The following is a 22961-nucleotide window of genomic DNA, read 5'->3' on the forward strand; positions in this document are numbered from 1 at the left end:
CTTTAAAACGGTGCCTTCAATAAAAAGGCTAATTGAAATTATCTTGAGTTAACTTAATAAGATACTAGCCTGTATAACAGCATATAAGTACGTGTTTCAATATAATGTGAAGCTTTTTCAAGTTAGCGTATGTGCAAAGCAAGCAATAAATTTGAAAGAAATGAAAATTAAATGCATCGCTTTTTCTTAATCGTGTTATCTTGAACAACCAAATCATTTACCTTTGCTCGACTTTCAAAAAAAAATTACTTGAACAAATTTGATAACCTCTTTCTTGGCATCCTTGTAGGCTTGCTTATGCCATTAATAGGAGCCGTGTTTTTTAAAATCACTTTTTGGGGCGATGCCTCGTTTACTTCTATATTACCTGTATTACTTGAACATCGCATGCTTAGCCCATTTATTAGCTTATCATTATTGTTGAATGGTGGGGCATTTTATTTGTTTTTACACAAAGACATGGAACATAGTGCTCGCGGAGTTTTGCTTTCAACATTTATGTATGCGCTGGTGGTTATTTATTTTAAATTCTTTTAAACACGGGAATGAAGTTTTATATCATAGCAGGAGAGGCTTCGGGCGATTTGCACGGTAGTAACCTTATCAAAGCTTTAAAGCATAAATTTCCAACAGCTAATTTTAGAAGTTGGGGAGGCGATTTAATGCAAGAACAAGGAGCTACCATTGTAAAACATTACCGCGAACTTGCCTTTATGGGTTTTGCCGAAGTGTTGTTTAACATTCGTACCATTCTTAATAATCTCTCTTTTTGCAAAGAAGATATTGCTGCTTATCAACCTGACTGTGTCATCTTTATTGATTATCCTGGCTTTAATATGCGAATTGCCGAATTTGTGCATGATCAAGGCATTAAATCCATTTACTACATAGCGCCTCAGGTTTGGGCATGGAAAAAATCGCGCGTTCATAAATTAAAACGTACCATTGATAAGATGCTGGTTATCCTTCCATTCGAAAAGGCCTTTTATGCAAAATACAATGTGGAGGCGTGTTTTGTTGGACACCCGTTGCTTGATGCAGTGCAACAATATCGATCGCAACAAAAATCAAGTTTGCAGGTTGACAAACCGGTGATTGCGCTATTACCCGGAAGCAGAAAACAAGAAATAAATGCAATGTTGCCTTTAATGCTGCGTATGCCGGCAGAATTTCCTGATTATAAATTTGTTCTTGCTGCTGCACCTTCTATAGATGATTCTTTTTATGCTTCCATTATAAACAACGCCAGTGTAGAAATAGTGCGCAATAAAACATACGATGTGCTTAACATAGCACATGCTGCCATAGTTGCCAGTGGCACCGCAACCCTTGAAACAGCGCTATTCCGTGTACCGCAAGTTGTTTGTTATAAAGGCAATTGGGTAAGCATACAAATTGCAAAACGCCTGGTTGATATTAAATACATATCGCTTGTAAATCTGATAGCAGATAAAAAGATTGTAACCGAGCTTATACAAGAAGATTTTAATTTTGAAAGATTAAGAAGCGAAACAGAAAAAATTATTGCAGGCAACGGACGCCAACAAATGATTGCTGACTACGACCAGCTCATTACCCTACTTGGTAACAGTGGCGCAAGCGATAAGGCTGCTACTGAAATTGCAAATTTCATGATTTAGCAAAATAAATGAAAGGGTGTTTTTAAAATAAAATCAATTGACCAATAATCGCAATACCTTTTGATACTTTTCATTACCTAACCGTACAAAGTAATTACCCGCAGCCATGTTAATTTTATTGGCCGAAAGGCTTAATTGATTGGATGCTCTGAAGTTATAAGGTTGAGCATATACCAAGCGAGCGATGTCATCAAATATTTCTACCTCTATATTTTCGGCTAAGGAACCTATGTCATCGTTAAAAAAAATTGTAAACCCATCATCGGTATAATTGTAACCAATGTATGTGGTGGTGTTTGGAGTTTGTGCAATACCAGAGTCGTTTGTGTGATAGTATATTTTTAACTTGGGAGCGTTTTGTATTGTTGATTTACCAGAATGAAAAATCATAGAATTATAGTGAATCTCATTTTGGAGTCTCATAGTGATTCCATAGTTTGGCCTAAGTCCTTTTATCCATTTCTCAACAAAAATAGTAATATCAATGTCAGTTATTGAATTACTGTTAGTTGCTTTAATGATTGAAACATTTCCCAAATCAACTTGAGGTTGATTATTCCAGGTAACAATTCCAGGGATTGGCGAAATATTTAAATAAACCTCAGATGCATTTGCAGTGCCATACATTGGTGTGCCGGGAATTCCATTAATGTTATTAAGCGTTGGTGTCAGCATCAACTTCGCACTATCCAAAAACAAGCTTTGAGAAAATTTTGAAACATCAAACCAAATAATACTCCTAAAATTACAAATAACAGGAAAACATGTCCAAGCTTCTGAAACTATTTCGAGTTGCGCACTATCCGCTGTTGTAGGAGTGGCTATTCCTATATTATATTGCTTATATGATGCTGAGCCAAACTGTCCAACAATACTATCAACAAAATTGCCCATTTGGGCCATGCCAATTGAGCAAATCAAATTACCTGAAACTAGTATGAATGCTGTTAGAAATTTCATTATTCAACCACAAATGCTGTGTGATAAAAATTCAATCTTGCTGCAGCAAGCTTTAATTTTATTGGGAAACTTTCAGTAAATATTTTGTATGCCAAATATTCATGATTAGGAACATTGAACTCGTCAAACATAATAATATCGCCTTTTTTCAAGTATGGATTCAAAGTAGCTAATGCAAAAATTGTTGCTGAAAATAAATCAGCATCGAGGTTTATTACTAAACGTCCTGCTAGTTTGGTTTTATTTCTTTCAATAAAATTATATAACGTATCTTGAAACAGCCCCTTAACAAATTCTATTCTATCATCATTAATTTCAGGCATATCTGCCTTCATACCTCCTTTTGCATAAGGCCCCCACGCTTCAGGCAATCCTTCAAACGTATCAAATCCGGCAAAAATGAACCTTCCATTTTATTTTGATTTACCCACCAGCGCATTGAGCTGCCTTTATATACACCAAATTCTAAATAAGTAATATTCTGTTCATTTAGTTTATGTTGCATTAGCAAGTACTGGTAATATTCATCCCGCACACCCTTCCTTCGTATGGGCACGAAGAAATCATTCATAACACCTCTTTTGTTGTTTTTAGAAATGAATTTAGTTAGGGCTAAATAATTTGAAAAAAAGGCAAAGGGTTTCGAAAGAAATCCTAAAAATGAACCAAGGCGCAGCGATAATGAAATGCCTTTGATAGTAAAAAAAACATCCATTACCCTATCTATAAATGCCATAAAATCTGTTTATCTAATTATCTTACAAAACTAAATATTTAATTACATGAAATTAAGTATTTTAGAAATGAATTGGACATTACAAAAAACCAACCTCACTCTATCACCAACCTTCTTGTTACAATCTCATCCGGTGTAAAAATCTGTAATATGTAGATGCCCTTTGGGTGCATGGTCATATCCATTTCAACTTCAAAATTATGATTTAATACGGGTTCTGTTTTTTGCAACATTTTTCGACCTGCAAAATTGTACACTACAAATTTTATAGAGTAGCCCGTATAATTTTCGCACGATACGATAAACTTACCATTACCGGGGTTGGGAGAAATGACTATCTCCTCAGACTGCTCAGCAACATCATCAGTACCCTCATCGCCTATTCGGTTGCTAGCTGTTGTAAAGGTTCGCTTTGCGCTCCAGGGCGACTTTACCGTAGCATCATCATCGCACACTGTGCGTACTTGCCATGTGTAACCGGTAGCCGGCTGCAAGCCGGTAAGTGAATAAGAAGAAACAGCACCTATAACATTGGTCCATGAATATGCCTGAGCAGTTGATAGCTTATAGCGCAGTTCAATTGTATGGCAACATGTTGGCTTTAACCACTGTAGTTTGGCAGAGGTGGAAGTAATATTTTTGGTAGTACGGTTAATTGGAGCGGTGCAATTAACCTGGGGCAGGCATGCCTGTTGCCAGATAACTTCGGTGGCAGTTGATAGCGAGTCCTGCATGTTAAACCAGGATTGACAATTATTTTTTAAGAAATAATTTAAATAGGGAATCAGGTATTTATTAACGGTGGTATGCTGCACTGCTCTTGTTATGGTTGGCGGGGTTATGCATGTTGTTTCTCCAAACGAACAGTTGAAGTTATAATTGGCAAACTGACAATGACTTGCTCCATTAATGTTTAAGTATGTTTTGCATTGACTATCGAGTGAGTCATACATTACTTGAGAGGTTGTGGATGGTGGGGTAATGCAATCATTGCTACCGGCAAATATCAAGCATGGTATAGCTATACCGTTACAAGCTGCCACAGCCGAAGGATTGGTTTCGGCAGGTGCCAAAACCGCTAGCGCTGTTATAGCATTGTTGCCGGCAGATGCTAAGAAGGTGGCACCTGCGCCCATACTATGTCCGGCAACACACACTTTTTCGGAGTACCTTTTAAAGAACAAACTCGTGGAGGTTGCATTTAGTTCATTAAATGCCTTGGGTAAAAAAGCAAGGTCGTTTCCAAATTGCAAATGAGATGGGAAGAGAGAGCCTTCGGTTCGGGGCAATGCTACTATGTAACCTTGCAAGACTAATGCCTCCCAAATATTCTGATAAGCAGAGAAAATAGTCAAGTACCCATGACCAAACACAACCAATGGAAACTTTTCGCTTCCTGCCACAGGAACATTTTCGCCAGCAACAACTGCGGGGTAATAAATTTCGGTTGGTATAACCCGATTGTTACGGCTGCTATCAACAAAATTTATTGCAGTATGTCCAATTTGGAATTGTCCATTTGCAAACATGCAAATGAGCATAAAACTATAGAAAGCAAACAGTGCCTTTTTCATTTTAGTAGCCTTTAAATTGCAAATATAAAATAACAATTGAATATTAAGCGTGGTGCAATGCATAAGTTATGAAAGCAACCTCCCTATTTAGGCACAGGAAGCACTTTTACTTTTGCTCGAATTTGATGATTGTAAAAATTTACTCGCTATACCTGATGCACTAGCTTTTATTTTTCCGTTTAACTAAAAGAGAAGCGCTTAGACACTCGGTAGGCCGATAATTCGCTCTTGCCCAGTACATGTGTAAAGCAAATGCGATAATTAGGCATGCAACGAAATTATTAGAAGTTTGTCTAAGAATAAAAGATGGCACAGGTGCAAAAAAAAATCCTGGCTATGAACAGTCAGGATTTTTTTCTTTTGGGAGATCCCCATATTTTGTGTGGGAGCTACTGGATTCGAACCAGTGACCCTCTGCTTGTAAGGCAGATGCTCTGAACCAGCTGAGCTAAGCTCCCCTTTTTTTGGGAGTGCAAATATAGCCCTTAAAATAATTAAACAAAATTTTTTTTAATTATTTTGTATGGGCTACACCTTTTCAATGGTTTGATAAAAATCCTGAAGATTATTTATCACCGAGGCTTGAATTGGAATTTGCATTAACTGGGCAGAAATCATGCGCCCTGAAAGTAGCAAAGGAACATTTGCCTTGAAATTTTCGAGTGCCTCAATATTTTTGCGAAGCGTTTTGGCATTATTAGATGAAGTAAAACTCACAAATATTAAGGACGGATTGAAAGAGGCTGCTATAACTTCTACATCACGAACAGGGATGTTTTGACCTAGATATAAGGTATGAAAACCATAATTTCGCAGCATATAGTTTGCAAACAGCAAACCTATTTCGTGATACTCTCCTTCGGGACAAAACAAGATTGCTTTTTTGATGCTTGATGAAGAGGGACGTGCTCCAAGCATCTCCGTCATTACAACCAGACGTGCCCTTATAATGTTGGTAATAAAATGCTCGAATGCAGGATTTACAGTACCTGATTGCCACATAACACCAAGATGCGACATGAATGGGAATATAAGATTATACATAGTATATTCGAATCCATTGAGGCTACAGTGATTATTAATGATTAATGTAAATTCATGCTCATCAAGATTAAGCGTTGCAGCAGTAAGCTTATGAATTTGAATAGAAATATCACTTGAATCGCTGGTGATTTCTCCTACTAACTTTTCAAGGTCAATTAGACTAAGTCCAGCTATCTTAGAAATTTTTACCCCATTGCGGTTCAACAAAGAAACATTCAATAAGAATTTTAAGTCATCATCATCATAATATCTGATATTGGTATCAGTCCGCTTGGGTTGTAGCAATTCATATCGCTGTTCCCAAATTCTTATGGTGTGAGATTTTATTCCCGTAAGGGTCTCTATATCTTTTATACTAAAAGTGCTCATAGTAAGAAAACAACTTAATTCGGCTTTAGTTTTATAATCATCAAACTATTTCTTGCAAATCACATAGCCTTTTGTAAAATCCGTTTTTTTCCAAAAGCTCGGCATGTGTACCTCGCTCTACAATTTCGCCTTTATCAAGTACAACAATTTCATTGGCATGCTGAACCGTGCTCAGCCTATGCGCTATTACCAAACAGGTTTTGTGTTTCATAATGGTTTCAATCGAATTTTGAATAATCTTTTCGCTGTTAGTATCGAGTGCCGAGGTAGCTTCATCTAAAATAATTATTGGGGCATCTTTTAATATAGCTCGCGCCAAAGCAATTCGTTGCCGCTGCCCACCCGACAATTTACTACCCGCATCACCAATAATGGTATCATATCCTTCGGGCAATTCGATTATAAAATCATTGGCATGTGCCAGAGTAGATGCATGTACGATCTCCTCATCCGATTTGTTTTGCAAACCAAAAAGTATATTGTTTCGAATGGTATCGTTATACAGCACCGTCTCTTGCGAAACATAAGCTATTAATTGGCGTAGGCTATTTAGTTTAATGTCCTTTATTTCGATGCCATCCATTAATAAACGGCCTGAACTTATTTCGTAAAAACGAGGTATAAGGTATGATAATGTGCTCTTGCCCGAACCACTTGCACCAACCATTGCCAGTGTCTTTCCCTTTGGTATAGTCAGGTTTATATTCTTTAATACGTTCCCTTCATCATAGCTGAATGATACATTCTCAAACACAATGGCATTATTAAATTCTTTTTATCACTACTTGTCGGCTGATCAACTATCAATTCCTGAGCTCCAGTAATATGATCAATACGCTCGGCCGAAGCAATACCTTTTTGAATATTGTAATATGATGTGGTAATCGCCTTAGCAGGAGGAATTATTTGTGAAAACATAGCTATGTAACCTATTAGGTCACTTCCACTTAATGCTGCATTGCCCACAAGGACCATAGAGCCTCCAATATACATGACTATCATTACAGCAATGCTAGCAACAAATTCGGACAAAGGAGCCGAAAGGTCTGTTCTTCGGTAAACCTTTAACATCGTAGTATTGTACTTTTCATTTATTGCAAAGAAGTTTTTGAGTACATAATTCTCTGCCGTAAATGATTTAATAATTTTTAAACTCCCTAAAGTTTCTTCAATTATGGTTACCAATTGACCAAACAAGGCTCTAGCCCGGGTGCTGTTTCTGCGCAGGCTTCTTCCTACTATTCCAATTATTAATCCGGCTAATGGCAAGATCATAAAGACAATTAATGTCAACTTAAGACTAATAGAAAACAAAATAATTAAGGTAAGTATAATGGAAACCGGATCCCGAAAAATACTTTCTAATACTCCCATAATGCACCATTCTATCTCAGTAACATCGTTGGTAATGCGAGCCATGATGTCTCCTTTGCGCGATTCTGAAAAATAACTGAGATGTAATTTCATTATTTTTGCAAGCATCTTGTTTCGTATATCGCGTATGACACCGTTGCGAATAACTGCCAGATAATACATTGCCAGATATCTGAAGAGGTTTTTTAAAAACATAGCGCAAACAGCTACTATACATATACTCATTAAAGCACGCAGCTTTCCATTTCCTGGCGAATACTGTTCCTGGGCATTAATGTAAGATTGGAGATACTGATAAAAAAATCGCTTTAGGTTGGCAAACATGCCTATGCCTTCAATAGTGTGATCAGTTGAGTTAAGCAAAAAGTCTAAAAACGGAATAACAAGTGCAATAGAAAATAGTGCAGCTATTACACTAAGTATATTAAATATGATGTTTAAAGCTGCATACAAGTAGTATTCCCGAACATTATCAATTATAGCGAAAAGCTTTTTCAACCCGTATTTTTTTTGAGCAAATATAAAGTAAGTTTTATGCAGTAGTTACCATTCAGGGTTTTGCAATATTTGAGTACTTATGAATCAAGTACAGGATATTGTAAAAAAACAATGCCTTGCTGAAGGCAAGGCACAGTTATTATTTATAGAGCAATTGCTTACTTAAGATCCTTAGCAAGGAAACGCGCATGCACAACTTTATTTGCATATTCATAAGTAATAACAAAATACAACAAATCTGCAGTTCGTCCACTGCGGAAGTTAAACTTATTGTTGCTATTGGTCATTTCAAAACGCTCGTTTAATGTTTCGTCTTCATAACCAATAATAACTTCGGCTTTTGCAAGGTCAGGCATCTCCGCATTTACATTTGATTTATCGAGTACATAAAAACTAAAACTTCCGTCTGCTTCCTTAGCTAACTCAACATTTGCTGTTGGGCTTGGAGTAAACACAATCCCTTTGTGAGGTCCATCAAAAGTGTATACAGGTGCAGAAACAACCTTTTCGTTTTGACCAAAAGAGATAATCGCAATGGTCATTAGTGACAGGAGTGTTATTGTTTTTTTCATCATTATTATGTTTTGAATTATTTTAATTTCAAAGATAACTATTTATGTGATACAAAAGTTTATTTTTTTACTATTTTTTTAACCTCAGTTGATTTGCTGTTAATTACTTTGAGAAAATAAATACCGTTCTCAAAAGTTTTAAGGTCTATTACATTATTTACCTTACTGAGGCGGTGTATAGCAAGCATCTTGCCATTTGCATCCATAATCTCAACACGGGTATCCTCTGTTGTTGTGGGAATGGTTATGCTAACAAAATCAGCAGTAGGGTTTGGTGAAATAATGTATTTACTACTTGAAGTTATTTCCTCATTATCTAAAACCCCTAACGACAAATCAGAAATAAAAAACATGTTGTTAGAAGTTGAAGGTGTAAAAGACGTAGTTCCAAAATTAGTAAGCCCCGCAAGCATACCGCAATAGTTTAGCTGATTAACACCACTGCTGCTAACGCTTGCTCCCTTATGTTCACCGGCACCTGTAGCAGTTTGAGAGGCAACTGCTGTGCCATTAACATCAAAGATTACGGTATAAACATCGGTGTTGTTTCCACTAAATGGAACGGTGATAGGGCCAAAAGTCATTGGGGCCGAAATATTACCTACGATTGCAAAATTACCATTTGGAGTTACGGTCATCCCTCCAATATCATCAGCCAATTGAGCATTTCCTCCGGTTTTTGCCCATGCTTTTGCATAGCTATTTGTGTAGCAAGCAGCCCATACATTGGTGCTTCCTGCACCCGGAAGGTTGCCTCCCAGGTTGATGCTTCCAACATAAAGTCCTCCAAAATACAACCTGTTATTATTATCTATTGACAGATTCTTTATGGTCAGGTTGGGCGATTGTCCCACTTTGCTAGCGCTTTGAGCTATCCCGTTTAAATCTTGTTTGGCTAAATAAATTCCAAAATCGGAACCACTTACTGTTACGGTTACTCCATTGCCAAAACTAACATTGCTTCCTTTAAAAGTACCACATGTATAAATATCACTGCCTTTTACTACAATACCCGAAGCACCATCAACATTGGTACCACCAGCCGATTTAAGCCAGCCACATAATCCGTTTGAATCAAACTTAGCGGTATATATATCCAGCATTCCTGCACTTGTTATTGTTTGGGTATCAAAGGTGGTTGAGGCATAATAGCTGCCGGCAACATAAATATTACCAGTTGCATCTAAATCCATAGCAGATGCATACTCATCGCCTGTGGAGCCATATGCTTTCATCCATATAAGACCACCATTCATGTCCATTTTTGCCAAAAATACATCATTGCCACCTGCACTGTAAATTGTGGTTCCATCCAATGTCAGGTAAAATGAAAAATTGCCGGCAAAGTAGATGAATCCATTATGGTATTTAATATCAACCACATCGCAAAATGCGTTTTGTTCGCTAAAACTCTTAGCCCAAATAACCATTCCATTATTTATTAAGGTAACAAAGCCCGCATTAATGCCTACACAGGTCAGCGGAATCTGGCCAAAACTATATGAACCATCGTAAATTCCTGTAACAAAAGTATTTCCGGCACCATCTGTTGCAGAACGAATTTGCGAAGTTTGCGAGGTAGACCCACCGAATGCAGTAACTGCACCCCAATTGTATTGACTAAAACTGTGATTAACAGCAAAAGAAAATAGCACTATTGCCAGTAAAATTTTTCTCATTAAAATTTATTATTTTGAAGTTAGATTAATTGACGGAACAAATTTAAAAAAAAACCACTCAATATTTCAGAGTGGTCTTTTATGATTTTTAAAAAATCAAAAATTAGAAAGCAAAGTTTCTAGATGTTGATTTTTCTGAATTTCGTATAGTTAACGAGTACATGCCTTGCGACAAGCTAACCGGAAGCGTTAACTGATTGGTTCCAATCACTGCTGAGTTTTCAGAGCTAATCATAATTACGCGTCCTAACATATCGGTTATCATATAGGTATATGGCAATTCGGAATCGTAATTAAACGAAACACTCATGTCACTGGCACGGTCAATAAAAATGGAGTTTATTCCAAACTGCTGATTACTAAAATTAACAGGAGCTAATTGACTGTACTTGGCTATACCATCATTGTCAATTATTTTAAGGCGATAATATTGTGTTCCATCAACTGGCTCATGATCAAACAATTCATAGTTGTTATAATTAGCCATTGGGCCAATTGCCTTTTTCATTCCAATAAAGGTAAACAACTCCTTGTCTATTGTTCTTTCTACATCGTACTTGTCTATATTAAGTTCGTTGGATGTGGTCCAATAAACCTTCACTTTTTTCTCAATGGCTTTAGCTCTAAAGTTTACAAGATTAACCGGAAGCGGTCCTGTTGCTGAGCTTGATAAGGTCCATGGAGAAAATGAAGTTACGTTATCTGCCTGTACCGAATTTGCTTGTCCATTATATGCGGCTCCTGTGGTTTGGCCTGTGCTGAAATTACCTTGCGAATAGCTTCCATTTCCATTAGCCCAAACTCCAAAACCAGCAGGAATAATGCCTCCGCAAGCAAGCGCACGAGTTCCAGAGGCATTAAAACGTGAAGCCCTCATATCACCAATGCTAGCAGCGCTAAGATTGCCTGTAAGTTCAGTAGTCAGGTATGTAAATTCTACTTTACTGTTACCTCCTCCTCCCGGGTTAGATACATCTATTTGCCAAAAACGGTCAACCGTGTTAGGCGAATTATCAGCTAAGCAACTAACTTGATTAAATAAGTTATTTACAGTAGCCGGCAACGGAAGATTATTTGAAGCCGTTGGGTAAGTCGAGGCAATGACATCACCAAAAGTACCAGACTTTAGCTCAAAGGTAAATGGAATATATCCCGAGGGATTTCCGAAAGGAAAAGTATGAAGTCCGGTGGTGGTTCCAACTTTCCATTTTACACGATTATTATTTGAGGCCAATTCGCTCAATATACGCCCGTTAACTCTAGACATTGCATTGACTAAGGGATTATTTACCTGAAGCAAATGTTGGTTCAAATTCAAAGTTCCGTTTGTTAAGAACAAATTAGAGTCAACTACCAAACCAGCAGTATTAAATGGATACGCGCCTCCGCCAAGAATATTTGTAGAAACAATAGGAATTAATCCTACTGGCTCATCTATTTCAAGCTTATTGAAAGTAGTGGCCTGCGATCCATTGATGGTATCACCGTTTGCAAACCCAGGCGCTGTAGTAGCAATAAATTTAACCCTTGATCTTCCTCCAATGAAATTAAGACCTCCATTAGGCCCATTGTTAGTCCAGTTATGATGCACTTCTATGGTGTAGTCTGAGTACTTTCTGGTAACGCCAAAAGTAGTATTTGGTCTAAACACAAAGGCATTGGCTGTAAGTACTCCTCCAAATGCTGCTGCATTCGTGTTTACTGTGGTAATTCCAGACGTAAAAGCTCCCCCGGACGTTCCAGCCATGGTTGCAGCAACAAGTCCACTAACACCATTAACTGAAGGTGTAATGGACAAACAATTTCGTGGAATGGTGGCTTCATACAATATTGGAATACCTGGAGTTCCAGCACCGGTAAAACTTCCATCTTTGGTATACTCTACTACCAGATATTTGCTATTATCTACAACATATCGGTTTGTAAAATTAATAGTAAAAGGCGTTGTAACATTTGCTACTAATGCAGGCGTAGTTACTGCTGCAGGCCCAAATACTGTAAAAGAGTTATTCATTGCACCGGTAGCAGGTACATTATTAGGTAAATGGTTATTAACCGCAACTTCGGTTGCAGCAGGTATTACAGCAGGGAATACCGGATCATTATCTGTTTGCCAAAAACGTATGGTTGAAGTTCCGGTATTTACAGAACCCATAGCTGCAGAATTTCTTAACTGAAAAGTGATGCTATTTAGAATATCGCCACTCTTTATACCCATAACCTGTAATTCTGTTGGAGTAAAAATCCATTGCAATTTGTTATCTGTTTTGTCGGGACGGAATGGAGAAATAAGCGGGTTACCACTAACAGAAGGTGCTCCTGAAACAACGGTTGTGTTATAACTTGAATTATGAATCAATTGTGCTGTGCTTGTATTTGGTGTTTCTCCAATTTCAACGTTATGATGTATTTTGAAAAACCCTGTAGGCACTGTTAGTGTGTTTGGATTTCCTGCGGTAAACACATCAGATGCGTCTATGGTAACTGTTGCAGGGTTTCTAATCTTCAATGTGGCACACACCGGATTTTGATTCTGTTTAATAATAGGATAATAAGAGATTCCATTGATTTGTGTCACCGCTCCTACAATAGCAGTATCCTGATTAGTTGGAATACCGGGACACCAGTTAGCTGCTGTAAACCAATCGGTCGGATTGCCGGCAGCTCCACCAAGCCATTTGCATTGCTTGCTTCCTGGTAAAGGGCAATCTTCAACAATGGTAATATCATAATCTTCAGTTTCGCCATAGCCATGCCCGCTCGAAGTAGGGGTAAAAGTACTTGTTGCCCAAACTTCTCTTACACGCATGCGCACCGATTTTGGGGTAATTGTTGCATTTGCTCCTGACCCTCCGGTAACAGCATCTCCTATTTGAGGTACATGTAGTGGCATTGAATTCCATTGAGTTCCAATATAAGCCGGATCAAAAGGACGGCTGGGACCTGTGGCCGGGTAGCCAAGAGGTGACATATTTGTGTTTGTACTAAAGCTTCCATACCCTATATACTCACTTATCCAACCTCCGGCACCGTTTATACTGTCGGCAAAGTCACCATCTCCATTCCAATCTACCCATACTTTTATATTGTTGGAGCTAAACCATGTTCCGGCCGCCACATAAACTAATTCGTTGGCAGTAGATGTCCGTTTTCCTTGCCCGGCTTTTAAGATAAGTGTTCTATCTTTTCCTACAGCCGGGTTAGCAGGAGGGAATAACGTGTAATCAGGCTGATGGGGTGAGTGTCTTTCGCACCATTGTCCTCCCGAACCTCCAATTCCACTGCAAATAGGTGAGCCTCCATTCGTATTATATGGAATGTTATTGTCATGCCTTTGACTAAGTAAAGGGTCGCCTCCACCGTTACTTGTAACATATACGCTACTTATATAATCATTGTTGGTATAACCAGCCCATGCAGTTCCTGTAATATAGGTGCCAACACCGTAACTTATTCCTATTTGACATCCTCCGGCCAGCGTACCTTGCGTTCCATAGACAAAAACCTGCGGAACGGACCCCCATGTAGTTCCACAGGTATCCAGTTTACAATACATAAAATCGGCATCAACAATATTTCCTACAGTAGCGGTACTTTTTATATCATAGGTAAGCCAAAAGTAATTATCGCCATTCAACAGGTTTGGTCCTGGACTTGTACCTAGCACTGCCCCATCGCCAAAGCCTAGCAAGGGCACATTGGTGGCATTAGTCAAGCTGGTAGCGGTTGCAAACACTTGTGTTGCTGTTGCAAAAACAGGGCTGCTACCGGTATAATAAAGCTTTGCATTTAATATATCATTGTTTGGATTGGTACCGGTTGCCAGAAACAACATACTATCAAGACGTACCGGGCGCCCGCAAGGACCATTTAGCGAGCCACATGTATTTATTTTAATACCTATTATATTACAATTTGTTTGACTTTGCGAAACGGTTAAGGTATTCTGTGTATTAATGGTTGCTGAGGAAGGACCCATTCGTGTAGGGAAATAATCGTAAGAAATATCGTCTATGTAAATATTTCTGCGGCTAAACCAGGTTTTACCAACAATAAAAATATAAACCTGCTTACAACTATTAAAAGCATTGGCATCAACCCCATTGCCTAGTGGTAGCGCAAAGGTATGTTGTTGCCATCCGGCTCCGGTACAGGTAACATCGGCACAGGTAGCACCCACATAAACAGCATCAGAAAGCGTTTGCGTATTACCAACGTATACAGCAACCGTGTCGCTGGTGCGGTTTTGCTGTGCTGCACCCCATGGGAAAGGAATTCCTACACGAGTATTTTGATAGGTTTCATGCCACATTCTAAAGCTAACATTGGCAACTCCACCTGATCGACCTGACATGTCCATTGGATTTTTGGATACAATATAAGCGCAGCCATAGTCGATACCCGAAGCACTATACGGAGGAGCGGTGCATCCATTAACAACATTATTAAACATGAGTGAACTGCCTGCCCCACCAAAGGTTTGCCCTGCGCAAAAAGGGCCTCCAAAAGTAAACATAGACCATGCGCTGCCAGCCAAAGGCGAAGAACTTGGTGTGCCCCAGGGATACATTACATTGGATTGCACCATGTTAAAATTAGTTGCTAATGTGGCAACAGTAATGTTGTCTGTTACCGTAATCGCGTTAACTTTTGTTGTTGTGGCCGAAAACACAAACAATGAAATAATTAAAACTGCTTGATTGAAGCTGTTTTTCGTATACTTAATGTACTTTTTTACCATCGTATATTGTTATTGTTATTTTTTTTAAAGCTTTTAAAGTTCCATAGAAGGGGAAGACAGATAAGATTTTGAACTTTATTAACCGCAAATATAAATATTTTGACAACTTGCGCAACTTATGTTAAGTTTTTTTTATTTTTTTTGGCCAAATTGTAAATTCATAACTACAAGAAGAGGCTTATTTCAAAAGTGGAATCTATCTTCACATTTACTTTCATCATCACTTTTTTATTTAAAATGATCATTACACTTCATAGAAACAAACCAATGTTTGCTAATGTTTCAAACAAGGATACTTTTTTAAACTTATCACAACTAGAGAGTTTTATTTTAGAAAACCAATTAGGTCCGGTTCAAATTCAAATTGGTTATCCAAAACAGTCAATTGTTAATAAATCGGGATTGATAATTGGCTCGGCAGCCAAGAGTCAAAAATTCGGATTGGATGATTTACTAAACCAGAAACTCAATGATCTTGACATTGATAAGAAAATACGATTGGCTCTCAATTTACCGCAACCCGAAGAAAAAAAAGCCCCGACCTTTGAGAGCATAATTATAACGCCATTCGAAAAGTATGAAGTAACCTTTAACACGCTGATGGATGAAATTCGCTTTGGAAACATATATGAAGTTAACTATTGCATACAAGCTCAAATAAATAATTTGGAGTTAGATGGAATGCGACTTTTTGCCAATCTGCTAACAGTAACACGTGCGCCTTATTGTAATTATACCGAAACAAAAGACGAGTTATTTATGGGCTTTAGCCCGGAACTATTTTTGCAAAAAAAAGGAAATACCCTTATAGCCAAGCCAATGAAAGGAACACGAAAACGAATTCACGATGATCAGGATAAAGACAATGCCCTAATACAAGAACTTGCTTCAAGTGTAAAAGAGCGTGCCGAAAATGTGATGATTGTTGACCTGATGCGAAACGATATGAGCAAGATTGCCAAGCCAAATTCAGTGAAGGTAACAGGCTTATTTGAAGTTGAAACATTTGCTACTGTGCACCAAATGACCTCGACCATAACCTGTGAGCTTAAAAATAATATTCGGTTTTCTGAAATTATAGAAGCCATGTTTCCAACCGGAAGTATGACAGGGGCACCCAAACACAGTGCTATGAATTTAATAGAACAAACTGAGCATGCGCCTCGCGAATGGTTTGCGGGTTGCAGTGGAATTATTTATGAAAATGGCGATTTTGATTTAAGCGTAAATATTAGATGCTTAATATATAATAAATTGTCAAAAAAAGGTGTGGTTTGGGCGGGCAGTGCTATCACTGCTTACGCCAATGCTAAGGATGAATATAACGAATGCCTCCTGAAGATGAAACCCATATTGAATGCCCTGGAAATTAACCGTTAACTTATTTTGAAGTTGCACCAAATTGAACAGCATATCAATTCTGTACTTGAGCCTGCCAAGAATCAAGACGCTATTTATTTGATGGCCGTAAGCGGAGGTTTGGATAGCATGGTACTTGCAACCATCCTGTATAAATTAAATATTAAGTTCGCTATAGCACATTGCAACTTTGGCTTACGCAATAAAGAGTCGGATGATGATGAGGCTTTTGTAGCACTGTTTTGCAAAGAGAAAAAAATTACTTGCCACACAACACGGTTTGAAACTTTTGCATTTGCAAAAGCACAAAAGATTTCGACACAAATGGCAGCAAGAGTGTTGCGATACGATTGGTTTCAGCAGCTGGCTGCAACCTACAACTACAAAGCAATAATAACCGCACATCATCAAGACGATTCGCTAGAAACGATATTAATAAATCTTTCGCGAAACACGGGTATTGGAGGCCTCGGTGGTATTCAAGGCCAGGCAGGGAATGTGGTCAGGCCTTTGATAACAATTTCCAGGCAAATGATTTTAAACTATGCAAAGGCAAACAAACTTGCATGGCGCGAAGATAGCAGCAATGAAAAAACTGATTACCTGCGCAATCAAATTAGACTTAAAACAATACCGGCATTACAAAAAATCAGCCCCGGTATAACGTCAAATTTAAATGTAGCCCTGCACAAAGTAAATTCATATCTCTCTCTTTCAAATTTTGAATTCAAAATTTGGGAGGCTGAGCATGTTTCTATGAGAAAAGGCTACTTTACTATCCCCTCTGAAAATTGCCTTCAACATGACCTGGCCGAAGATTTAGCTTTTTATCTCTTGAGCGAATTTGGTTTTAAAAACAGCACCTTAAAAGAAATCTTATTACGCAGTAATCAAAAAGGTAAACGCTTTTATTCCGAAAAATATGAATTGCTTACTACCGGAACGGAATGGATTATTAACCCATATCCCAAATCGAAACTAACATCCAACTCATTTTCAAAAAATAACTTGAATGAATTTAGCAGCGTAAGTGGCAATTTGTTTTTTACGAAAACACCAATTGCAGAAGTGGACATGGCTGCGATAAAATCTGATAACAATAAAAATATTGCGCATGTAGACTTTGACAAACTTGACAATCAAATTTGCGTACGTTATTTTGAAAATGGTGATAAAATAAAACCTCTTGGAATGAATGGTAAGCAAAAAAAACTTAGCGATATATTTATTGATGCAGGATATCATCTGGTAAAGAAACAAACTACTCCCTTGCTGTGCTCCCGTGAAAAAATATTTTGGATAGCAGGACTTAACCTGAGTGAAGATTATAAGATTACGCGTGATACAACCCACGTATTAAAATGTACATTTGCACCTGATGGCTTCTAATTACAAAATAATCTTTGAAGAAAAACAGCGGATGGGCTTCAACCTTTTTTCGCTGGTATTCAGACTAGCACTAGCTGCATTTTGTTTTATTGCCTATTACTACACGGATAATCGCGAAATAAATGGCGATTTATTGTTGCTCATCGGAATAGTGATTCTGGTAGTTTCTATTATGCTCTTTTTCATAACCCACCTTCATACAACCGTATATGGAACTAAGATGGTGCTTACCGGTGCTTGGAGTTTGCGAAAGGTGAAAATTGACTTAAACAATATTATTACAGCTGTAGAAACCGATTATAGTAATTACCTTTTCAACAACACTGCCTACAATCTTCATTTCAAAAATATTATACGGTTTTATACGTATGGTCGCAAAGCCATTAAGCTCATTGATAGAGATCAACAGGAATACCTGATAGGTACCCAACGCGGAACCGAACTTCTTAAACTGATTAATGAAATTATCCCTGAAAAAATAATTAGTACCTTTAAAATATTATAATAGCTCGTTCGATAACATTTAAAAAAAATAAGCATATGAAAAAATTGGTCTTTTAATTGGCCTGGTTATCCTGGCATTTATTCTTTACAGATTTTTTGCTGGAGGTTTTAATAGCATGACTCAGTATAGCGAAGATGTAAAGTCTCAGTGGGCACAAGTTGAAAACGTATATCAGCGCAGGGCAGACCTTATTCCCAATCTGGTATCGACTGTACAACAATACGCAGAGTTTGAAAAATCTACCCTGACCGCAGTAATTGAAGCGCGTAGTAGGGTATCACAAATAAAAATTGATGCCAGCAATATCACTCCTGAGCAATTGCAAAAATTTCAGGAGGCACAAGGGCAGCTTACTTCAGCATTAAGCAGGTTGTTAGTGGTGAGTGAACAATACCCAAACCTTAAGGCGAATGAGCAATTTATGGATTTGCAAAAACAATTAGAAGGCTCCGAAAACAGGATAACCGTTGAGCGTCAGAAATTTAATGACATTGCCAAAATTTATAACGTTTATATTAAGAGCTTTCCGCGTAACTTATTAGCTGGCATGTACAATTTTACCGAGCGTCCTTATTTTCAGGCCGAAGCCGGTGCTGATAAAGCTCCTGATGTAGACAAATTATTCAAACGATAATCACGAGACCATTGGCCGACATCACCATTTTTACCGAAGAAGAACGCAATGCTATACTTGCTGCTATAGCCGAAGCTGAAAAAAATACTTCGGGCGAGATACGTGTGTTTATTGATGATCATTGCCACCAAAGTTCGCCACTCGACAAAGCGGCCTATACATTTAATCAGCTTGAAATGTATAATACAAAACTTAGAAACGGTGTGCTGATTTATTTATCCATACAAGACCGAAAATTTGCTATCATAGGTGATACAGGTATTCATGATAAAGTTGGTGATGGTTTCTGGCACAGCACCCGCGATATTATTATGGAGCACCTAAGAACAAATAAAGTAACCGAAGGTATTATTGCCGGTGTAAGAGAAGCTGGCAATGCGCTAAGCAAACATTTTCCATTTGAAAAAAGCGACCAAAACGAGTTACCCAACAACCTTATATTTGGTAACAACTAAATGATCACATTAAAACATATAGGGTTATGGTTACTAATCCTTGTTTCGATGTTTTGTGCCCGGGCACAAAACATACCTGAAGTTCCAAATCCGCCCAGGTTGGTAAATGATTATGCCAATGTGCTTTCACCTGCTGAAAAAGCTTTGCTTGAGCAAAAGCTGGTGGCTTACGATGACAGCACCTCCACCCAGCTTACCATTGTTCTTATTAATTCATTGGATGGGTATCCGATTGAAGTTTACGCAAACGAGCTTGCAAGTAAGTGGGGAATTGGAAGAAAAAAGAAACAATGGCTTATTATTACTTGCAGCTATTGCCGACCGTAAAATAAGAATTGAAGTGGGTTACGGCCTTGAAGGCGCTATACCTGACATAAGCGCAAACAGGATTATCCGCGAGCAAATAAAACCATATTTTAAACAAGGCGAATATTACAAGGGGCTAGATGCTGCAACCGACAAGGCTATAGCACTTGCTAGTGGTGAATATGTAAATGACCTTCCCAAAAGCGCTGAAAATCCTTACGGATTTCTTTTTGTGATAGCCATTATGCTCCTCATTTTTGGTGTGGTAATGTGGTTAAAGGTTATAGAAGTAAAAAGGTATGCGCACTTGAATAGTGTTCCGTTCTGGACGGCATGGGAAATCTTAAATGCAGCCCAAGCGCGTAAGCGTGGCCAATGGAAAAAATTTAACGACCGCAGTGGTGGCATGTTCTTTCCTGGAGGTTTCTTAGGTGGTGGTGGCAGCTCAGGTAGTGGTGGTGGCGGCTTCGGTGGTTTTGGTGGCGGTGGTTTTGGTGGCGGTGGTGCAAGTGGCGATTGGTAATTGCAGTAACCGTTAGCATTTACCTTGCTTATGCATTTAGCCTCGCAATCAATTTAAGCAATAGTTTTTTTGTGAATTAGTAATAGCATCAAAAATCTATCTTATAATAAAACAAAGGCAAAAAGCCCAATTGATATTCTTCTCTTAAGGGCGATTGGGTAGAAGTGACTGCAACCGGTACATACGTTAAACCAAGAATATTTTTTATACCTAATACATTCACCAGATCAACAGCAACTTCATGCGAAACTTTTTTTGCCTGAAACTTATATCCAAGTTTTACATCGACACGAAAATAATTTCTAAACTGCTTGATGTTTCGCAACGAATCAACAACCACCAGCTCGCCTTGCGCATTACTAGCAACTACATCAGCCGGTGTATAGCGTTGGCCACCTGCCCAGGTTACCTTGGCACCTGTCGAAATCATTTTTGATTTTGACTTTGTCAAATTGAATTCCTTACCTGCCATCGCATTAACAACAAAATTTCCATTAAAATCTGTATTACGTTTTATGCCATCGCTACCACTATAAGTTGAATTATATAACGATGTAGTTAGGAGAAAAAAGAACTCACGAGTAAAAAATCGTTCAAGAGTAAACTCCATCCCGTAATTATCGCCTGTGCCTTTGTTTACAAGTTTACCCGGAAAGATGCGCGAAAATGATGCCCCTTGATTTAGAATACTGTAAGAAGAAGAAATAATATCCACCGGCACATTGGTAAGATGCTGGTAATAAACTTCGGCCTTAATTCTGGAAAAGGGAGTGATAGCATAATCGTAACCTGCAACAACATGTTGGTTGGTAAAAAATCCAAGCTCCGAATTAAGCATGCTAGACACTCCGGGAGCATAGGTTTTCTGTGCAAAATAAAGGTAATAGGGAATTGCCTGATTATGGAGACCATATCCTAAAGAGAAGGAACTTCGATTGCCGGTTTGATAAGCTATGGAAAAGCGTGGCTCTATAGCTGTTGAGTTTTTATTGACCGAAAACCATTGCCCATGGACGCCTGCCTGCATAGTAATGCGATCATTAAATTTGTGTTTAAATAATATAAAGGGCTGCAGCATCACCGCCATACCCTTATAGTCGAGTCGCAAATTCCATACGCCAATATCTTCTAAAAATGTACTGTCGCTTAAATCATATTGATATCCATCGGCAATAATACCTGCTCGTAGCATACTCTTCTTGGATAGTCGCTTGTTGAGTGTGAAATTAAATGTGGCCTTATTGGTGATAAACAAATAATCAAGTTTATGTACCAGGGTATCTACGGTAAAATCAGGATTTCGGAACACCAACTCATGCATAGTTTTGGCTTTGGCTTGCTGCACTGCAATAACGGTTTTAGTATACGTATTATCATTCCACTGCTTGGTATGACTAATACCTGTAACAGCCGTGCGGGTTCTGAAATATTGATCGCGATCCTTATCACCATATAATTCACCTCCCGGATCAGTTTGATTACTAACCACAATATCAATTTTGCTAGTACCGCCAAAACCAAATATGGCAAACGTTCCTGCTTTGCCTGCCGGAAGATTGATACGAAAATTTGCATCCTGATATGCAGGCGCAGCATTGGTACCAATCTTAATTCCAATATCCTGAAATATTTTTAAGGTGGAATATCGGTAACCTACAAGGTAAGATGCTCCACTTTTTTTAGAAAGCGGTCCTTCGGCAAAAAGCTCAGTACCCAATAATCCAAACTGACCTGAAAACTCATGTTTTTCAGCATTCCCATTGCGTAGCTTAATGTCAAACACACCGGCAATGGCATTGCCATACTCTGCCGGAAATGCTCCGGTAAGAAAATCGCTGTTAGCAAACGTTTTGCTGTTAAGCAGATTGATGGCGCTACCTGTAGTGCCGGGTACAGCAAAGTGGTTAGGATTTACAACATCTATTCCCTCTATGCGCCATAAAACTCCATAGGGCGAATTGCCACGTATCACAATATCGTTGCGCGAATCATCGGCACCTTGCACGCCTGCAAAATTGCTTGCCATGCGCGCAGGGTCTTGCCTGCTGCCCGCATAGCGTTCGGTTTCTTCTACCGTAAAGTTGCGCGTGCTTACTAAGGTCATTTCATTATTTACCCCTTGTTTATTGCTTCCTGAAACCTCTATAGCCGCTATGTCTTCCACTTGCTGTTGCAATTCGATAGTCACTTGCACCTCCTTGCCCGAAGTTACATTTAAATAAATTTGCTTTTGGCTATACCCTAACATTTTAATTGATAACGCATAACGACCTATGGGAACGTTGGGAATTTTAAATTGTCCGTTTACATCAGTTACGGTGCTTGTTGTAGTGGCACTATCTCCCGCAAGCTTTACTATAGCTCCAAAAAGTGGCGACTTAATGTCGCTGTCAATTACAATCCCCCTTACGCTTTGTATGCGTTGTGACCAGGCAAAAAGCGGAATCAGGAATACCAAAGAAATACGGAGTAGGTGTTTAAGGTAATTCATTGTAGGGAATAGTTTAATTCTGTTTCTGCAAAAAAAACAAAATATGTGATACCACAGTGTGGTACGTACGAAAAATGGATTTCCATTTTTTACAGAGCAAGCATAACAACAT

General features: G+C 38.4%; 18 protein-coding genes, 1 tRNA gene and 1 pseudogene. 8 read left to right on the forward strand and 12 right to left on the reverse strand.

Annotation, left to right across the window (positions count from 1 at the left end; all coding sequences use genetic code 11):
• The first annotated feature begins 249 nt into the window (after positions 1-249).
• Entirely contained in the window at positions 250-537 is a 288-nt protein-coding gene (locus IPO27_01830) for a hypothetical protein (protein MBK8845342.1), read from the forward strand.
• An 8-nt stretch (positions 538-545) separates the two neighbouring features.
• A complete protein-coding gene (lpxB, locus tag IPO27_01835; GenBank protein MBK8845343.1) occupies positions 546-1640 on the forward strand; it encodes a lipid-A-disaccharide synthase in 1095 nt (364 codons plus the stop codon).
• 33 nt (positions 1641-1673) lie between these two features.
• On the opposite strand, the gene IPO27_01840 is transcribed toward lpxB, so the two are convergent.
• The 11 genes from IPO27_01840 to IPO27_01890 form a co-directional block, all read right to left on the reverse strand.
• Entirely contained in the window at positions 1674-2600 is a 927-nt protein-coding gene (locus IPO27_01840) for a DNRLRE domain-containing protein (protein MBK8845344.1), read from the reverse strand.
• Complete coding sequence (locus IPO27_01845; GenBank protein ID MBK8845345.1) at positions 2600-2935, reverse strand: hypothetical protein; 336 nt, start codon at positions 2933-2935, stop codon at positions 2600-2602. The genes IPO27_01840 and IPO27_01845 overlap by 1 nt, the downstream gene beginning before the upstream one ends.
• The gene (locus tag IPO27_01850; protein MBK8845346.1) at positions 2932-3336 is read right to left on the reverse strand and encodes a hypothetical protein; all 405 of its coding nucleotides are present in this window, start codon (positions 3334-3336) and stop codon (positions 2932-2934) included. Before IPO27_01850 ends, IPO27_01845 begins: the two co-directional genes overlap by 4 nt.
• 95 nt (positions 3337-3431) lie before the next feature.
• The gene (locus IPO27_01855) at positions 3432-4910 is read right to left on the reverse strand and encodes a T9SS type A sorting domain-containing protein (protein MBK8845347.1); all 1479 of its coding nucleotides are present in this window, start codon (positions 4908-4910) and stop codon (positions 3432-3434) included.
• A 383-nt stretch (positions 4911-5293) separates the two neighbouring features.
• A tRNA-Val gene (locus tag IPO27_01860) sits at positions 5294-5368 on the reverse strand.
• Between the two features lie 70 nt (positions 5369-5438).
• Complete coding sequence (locus IPO27_01865; GenBank protein MBK8845348.1) at positions 5439-6323, reverse strand: MerR family transcriptional regulator; 885 nt, start codon at positions 6321-6323, stop codon at positions 5439-5441.
• A gap of 40 nt (positions 6324-6363) precedes the next feature.
• Positions 6364-7077: an ATP-binding cassette domain-containing protein gene (locus IPO27_01870; GenBank protein MBK8845349.1), complete on the reverse strand. Its 714-nt coding sequence runs from the start codon at positions 7075-7077 to the stop codon at positions 6364-6366.
• A complete protein-coding gene (locus tag IPO27_01875; GenBank protein ID MBK8845350.1) occupies positions 7032-8195 on the reverse strand; it encodes a hypothetical protein in 1164 nt (387 codons plus the stop codon). The genes IPO27_01870 and IPO27_01875 overlap by 46 nt, the downstream gene beginning before the upstream one ends.
• A gap of 158 nt (positions 8196-8353) precedes the next feature.
• On the reverse strand, positions 8354-8767 hold the full coding sequence (locus IPO27_01880; GenBank protein ID MBK8845351.1) for a hypothetical protein: 414 nt from the start codon (positions 8765-8767) through the stop codon (positions 8354-8356).
• 59 nt (positions 8768-8826) lie between these two features.
• Positions 8827-10446 (reverse strand): T9SS type A sorting domain-containing protein, encoded by a 1620-nt coding sequence (locus IPO27_01885; GenBank protein ID MBK8845352.1) that lies wholly within the window; start codon positions 10444-10446, stop codon positions 8827-8829.
• A gap of 103 nt (positions 10447-10549) precedes the next feature.
• Positions 10550-15187 carry a hypothetical protein gene (locus tag IPO27_01890; protein ID MBK8845353.1) on the reverse strand — a complete coding sequence of 1546 codons (4638 nt, stop codon included), beginning with the start codon at positions 15185-15187 and terminating at the stop codon, positions 10550-10552.
• Positions 15188-15454: 267 nt separating this feature from the next.
• On the opposite strand from IPO27_01890, the gene IPO27_01895 reads away from it, so the two are divergent.
• The 6 genes and pseudogenes from IPO27_01895 (at position 15455) to IPO27_01920 (ending at position 20358) form a co-directional block, all read left to right on the forward strand.
• Positions 15455-16567 (forward strand): anthranilate synthase component I family protein, encoded by a 1113-nt coding sequence (locus IPO27_01895; protein MBK8845354.1) that lies wholly within the window; start codon positions 15455-15457, stop codon positions 16565-16567.
• A 12-nt stretch (positions 16568-16579) separates the two neighbouring features.
• Complete coding sequence (tilS, locus tag IPO27_01900) at positions 16580-17935, forward strand: tRNA lysidine(34) synthetase TilS (GenBank protein MBK8845355.1); 1356 nt, start codon at positions 16580-16582, stop codon at positions 17933-17935.
• Between the two features lie 31 nt (positions 17936-17966).
• Complete coding sequence (locus IPO27_01905; GenBank protein ID MBK8845356.1) at positions 17967-18440, forward strand: hypothetical protein; 474 nt, start codon at positions 17967-17969, stop codon at positions 18438-18440.
• A gap of 115 nt (positions 18441-18555) precedes the next feature.
• A complete protein-coding gene (locus IPO27_01910; GenBank protein MBK8845357.1) occupies positions 18556-19074 on the forward strand; it encodes a LemA family protein in 519 nt (172 codons plus the stop codon).
• A 20-nt stretch (positions 19075-19094) separates the two neighbouring features.
• Positions 19095-19529, forward strand: coding sequence for a TPM domain-containing protein (locus IPO27_01915; protein ID MBK8845358.1), 435 nt, complete (start codon positions 19095-19097; stop codon positions 19527-19529).
• Positions 19530-20358: pseudogene (locus IPO27_01920) on the forward strand (TPM domain-containing protein).
• An 88-nt stretch (positions 20359-20446) separates the two neighbouring features.
• Here IPO27_01920 and IPO27_01925 read toward each other — a convergent pair.
• Positions 20447-22849 carry a TonB-dependent receptor gene (locus IPO27_01925; protein ID MBK8845359.1) on the reverse strand — a complete coding sequence of 801 codons (2403 nt, stop codon included), beginning with the start codon at positions 22847-22849 and terminating at the stop codon, positions 20447-20449.
• Positions 22850-22961: the final 112 nt, after the last annotated feature.

This window comes from Bacteroidota bacterium (assembly GCA_016714535.1).
Lineage (GTDB): Bacteria > Bacteroidota > Bacteroidia > AKYH767-A > OLB10 > JADKFV01.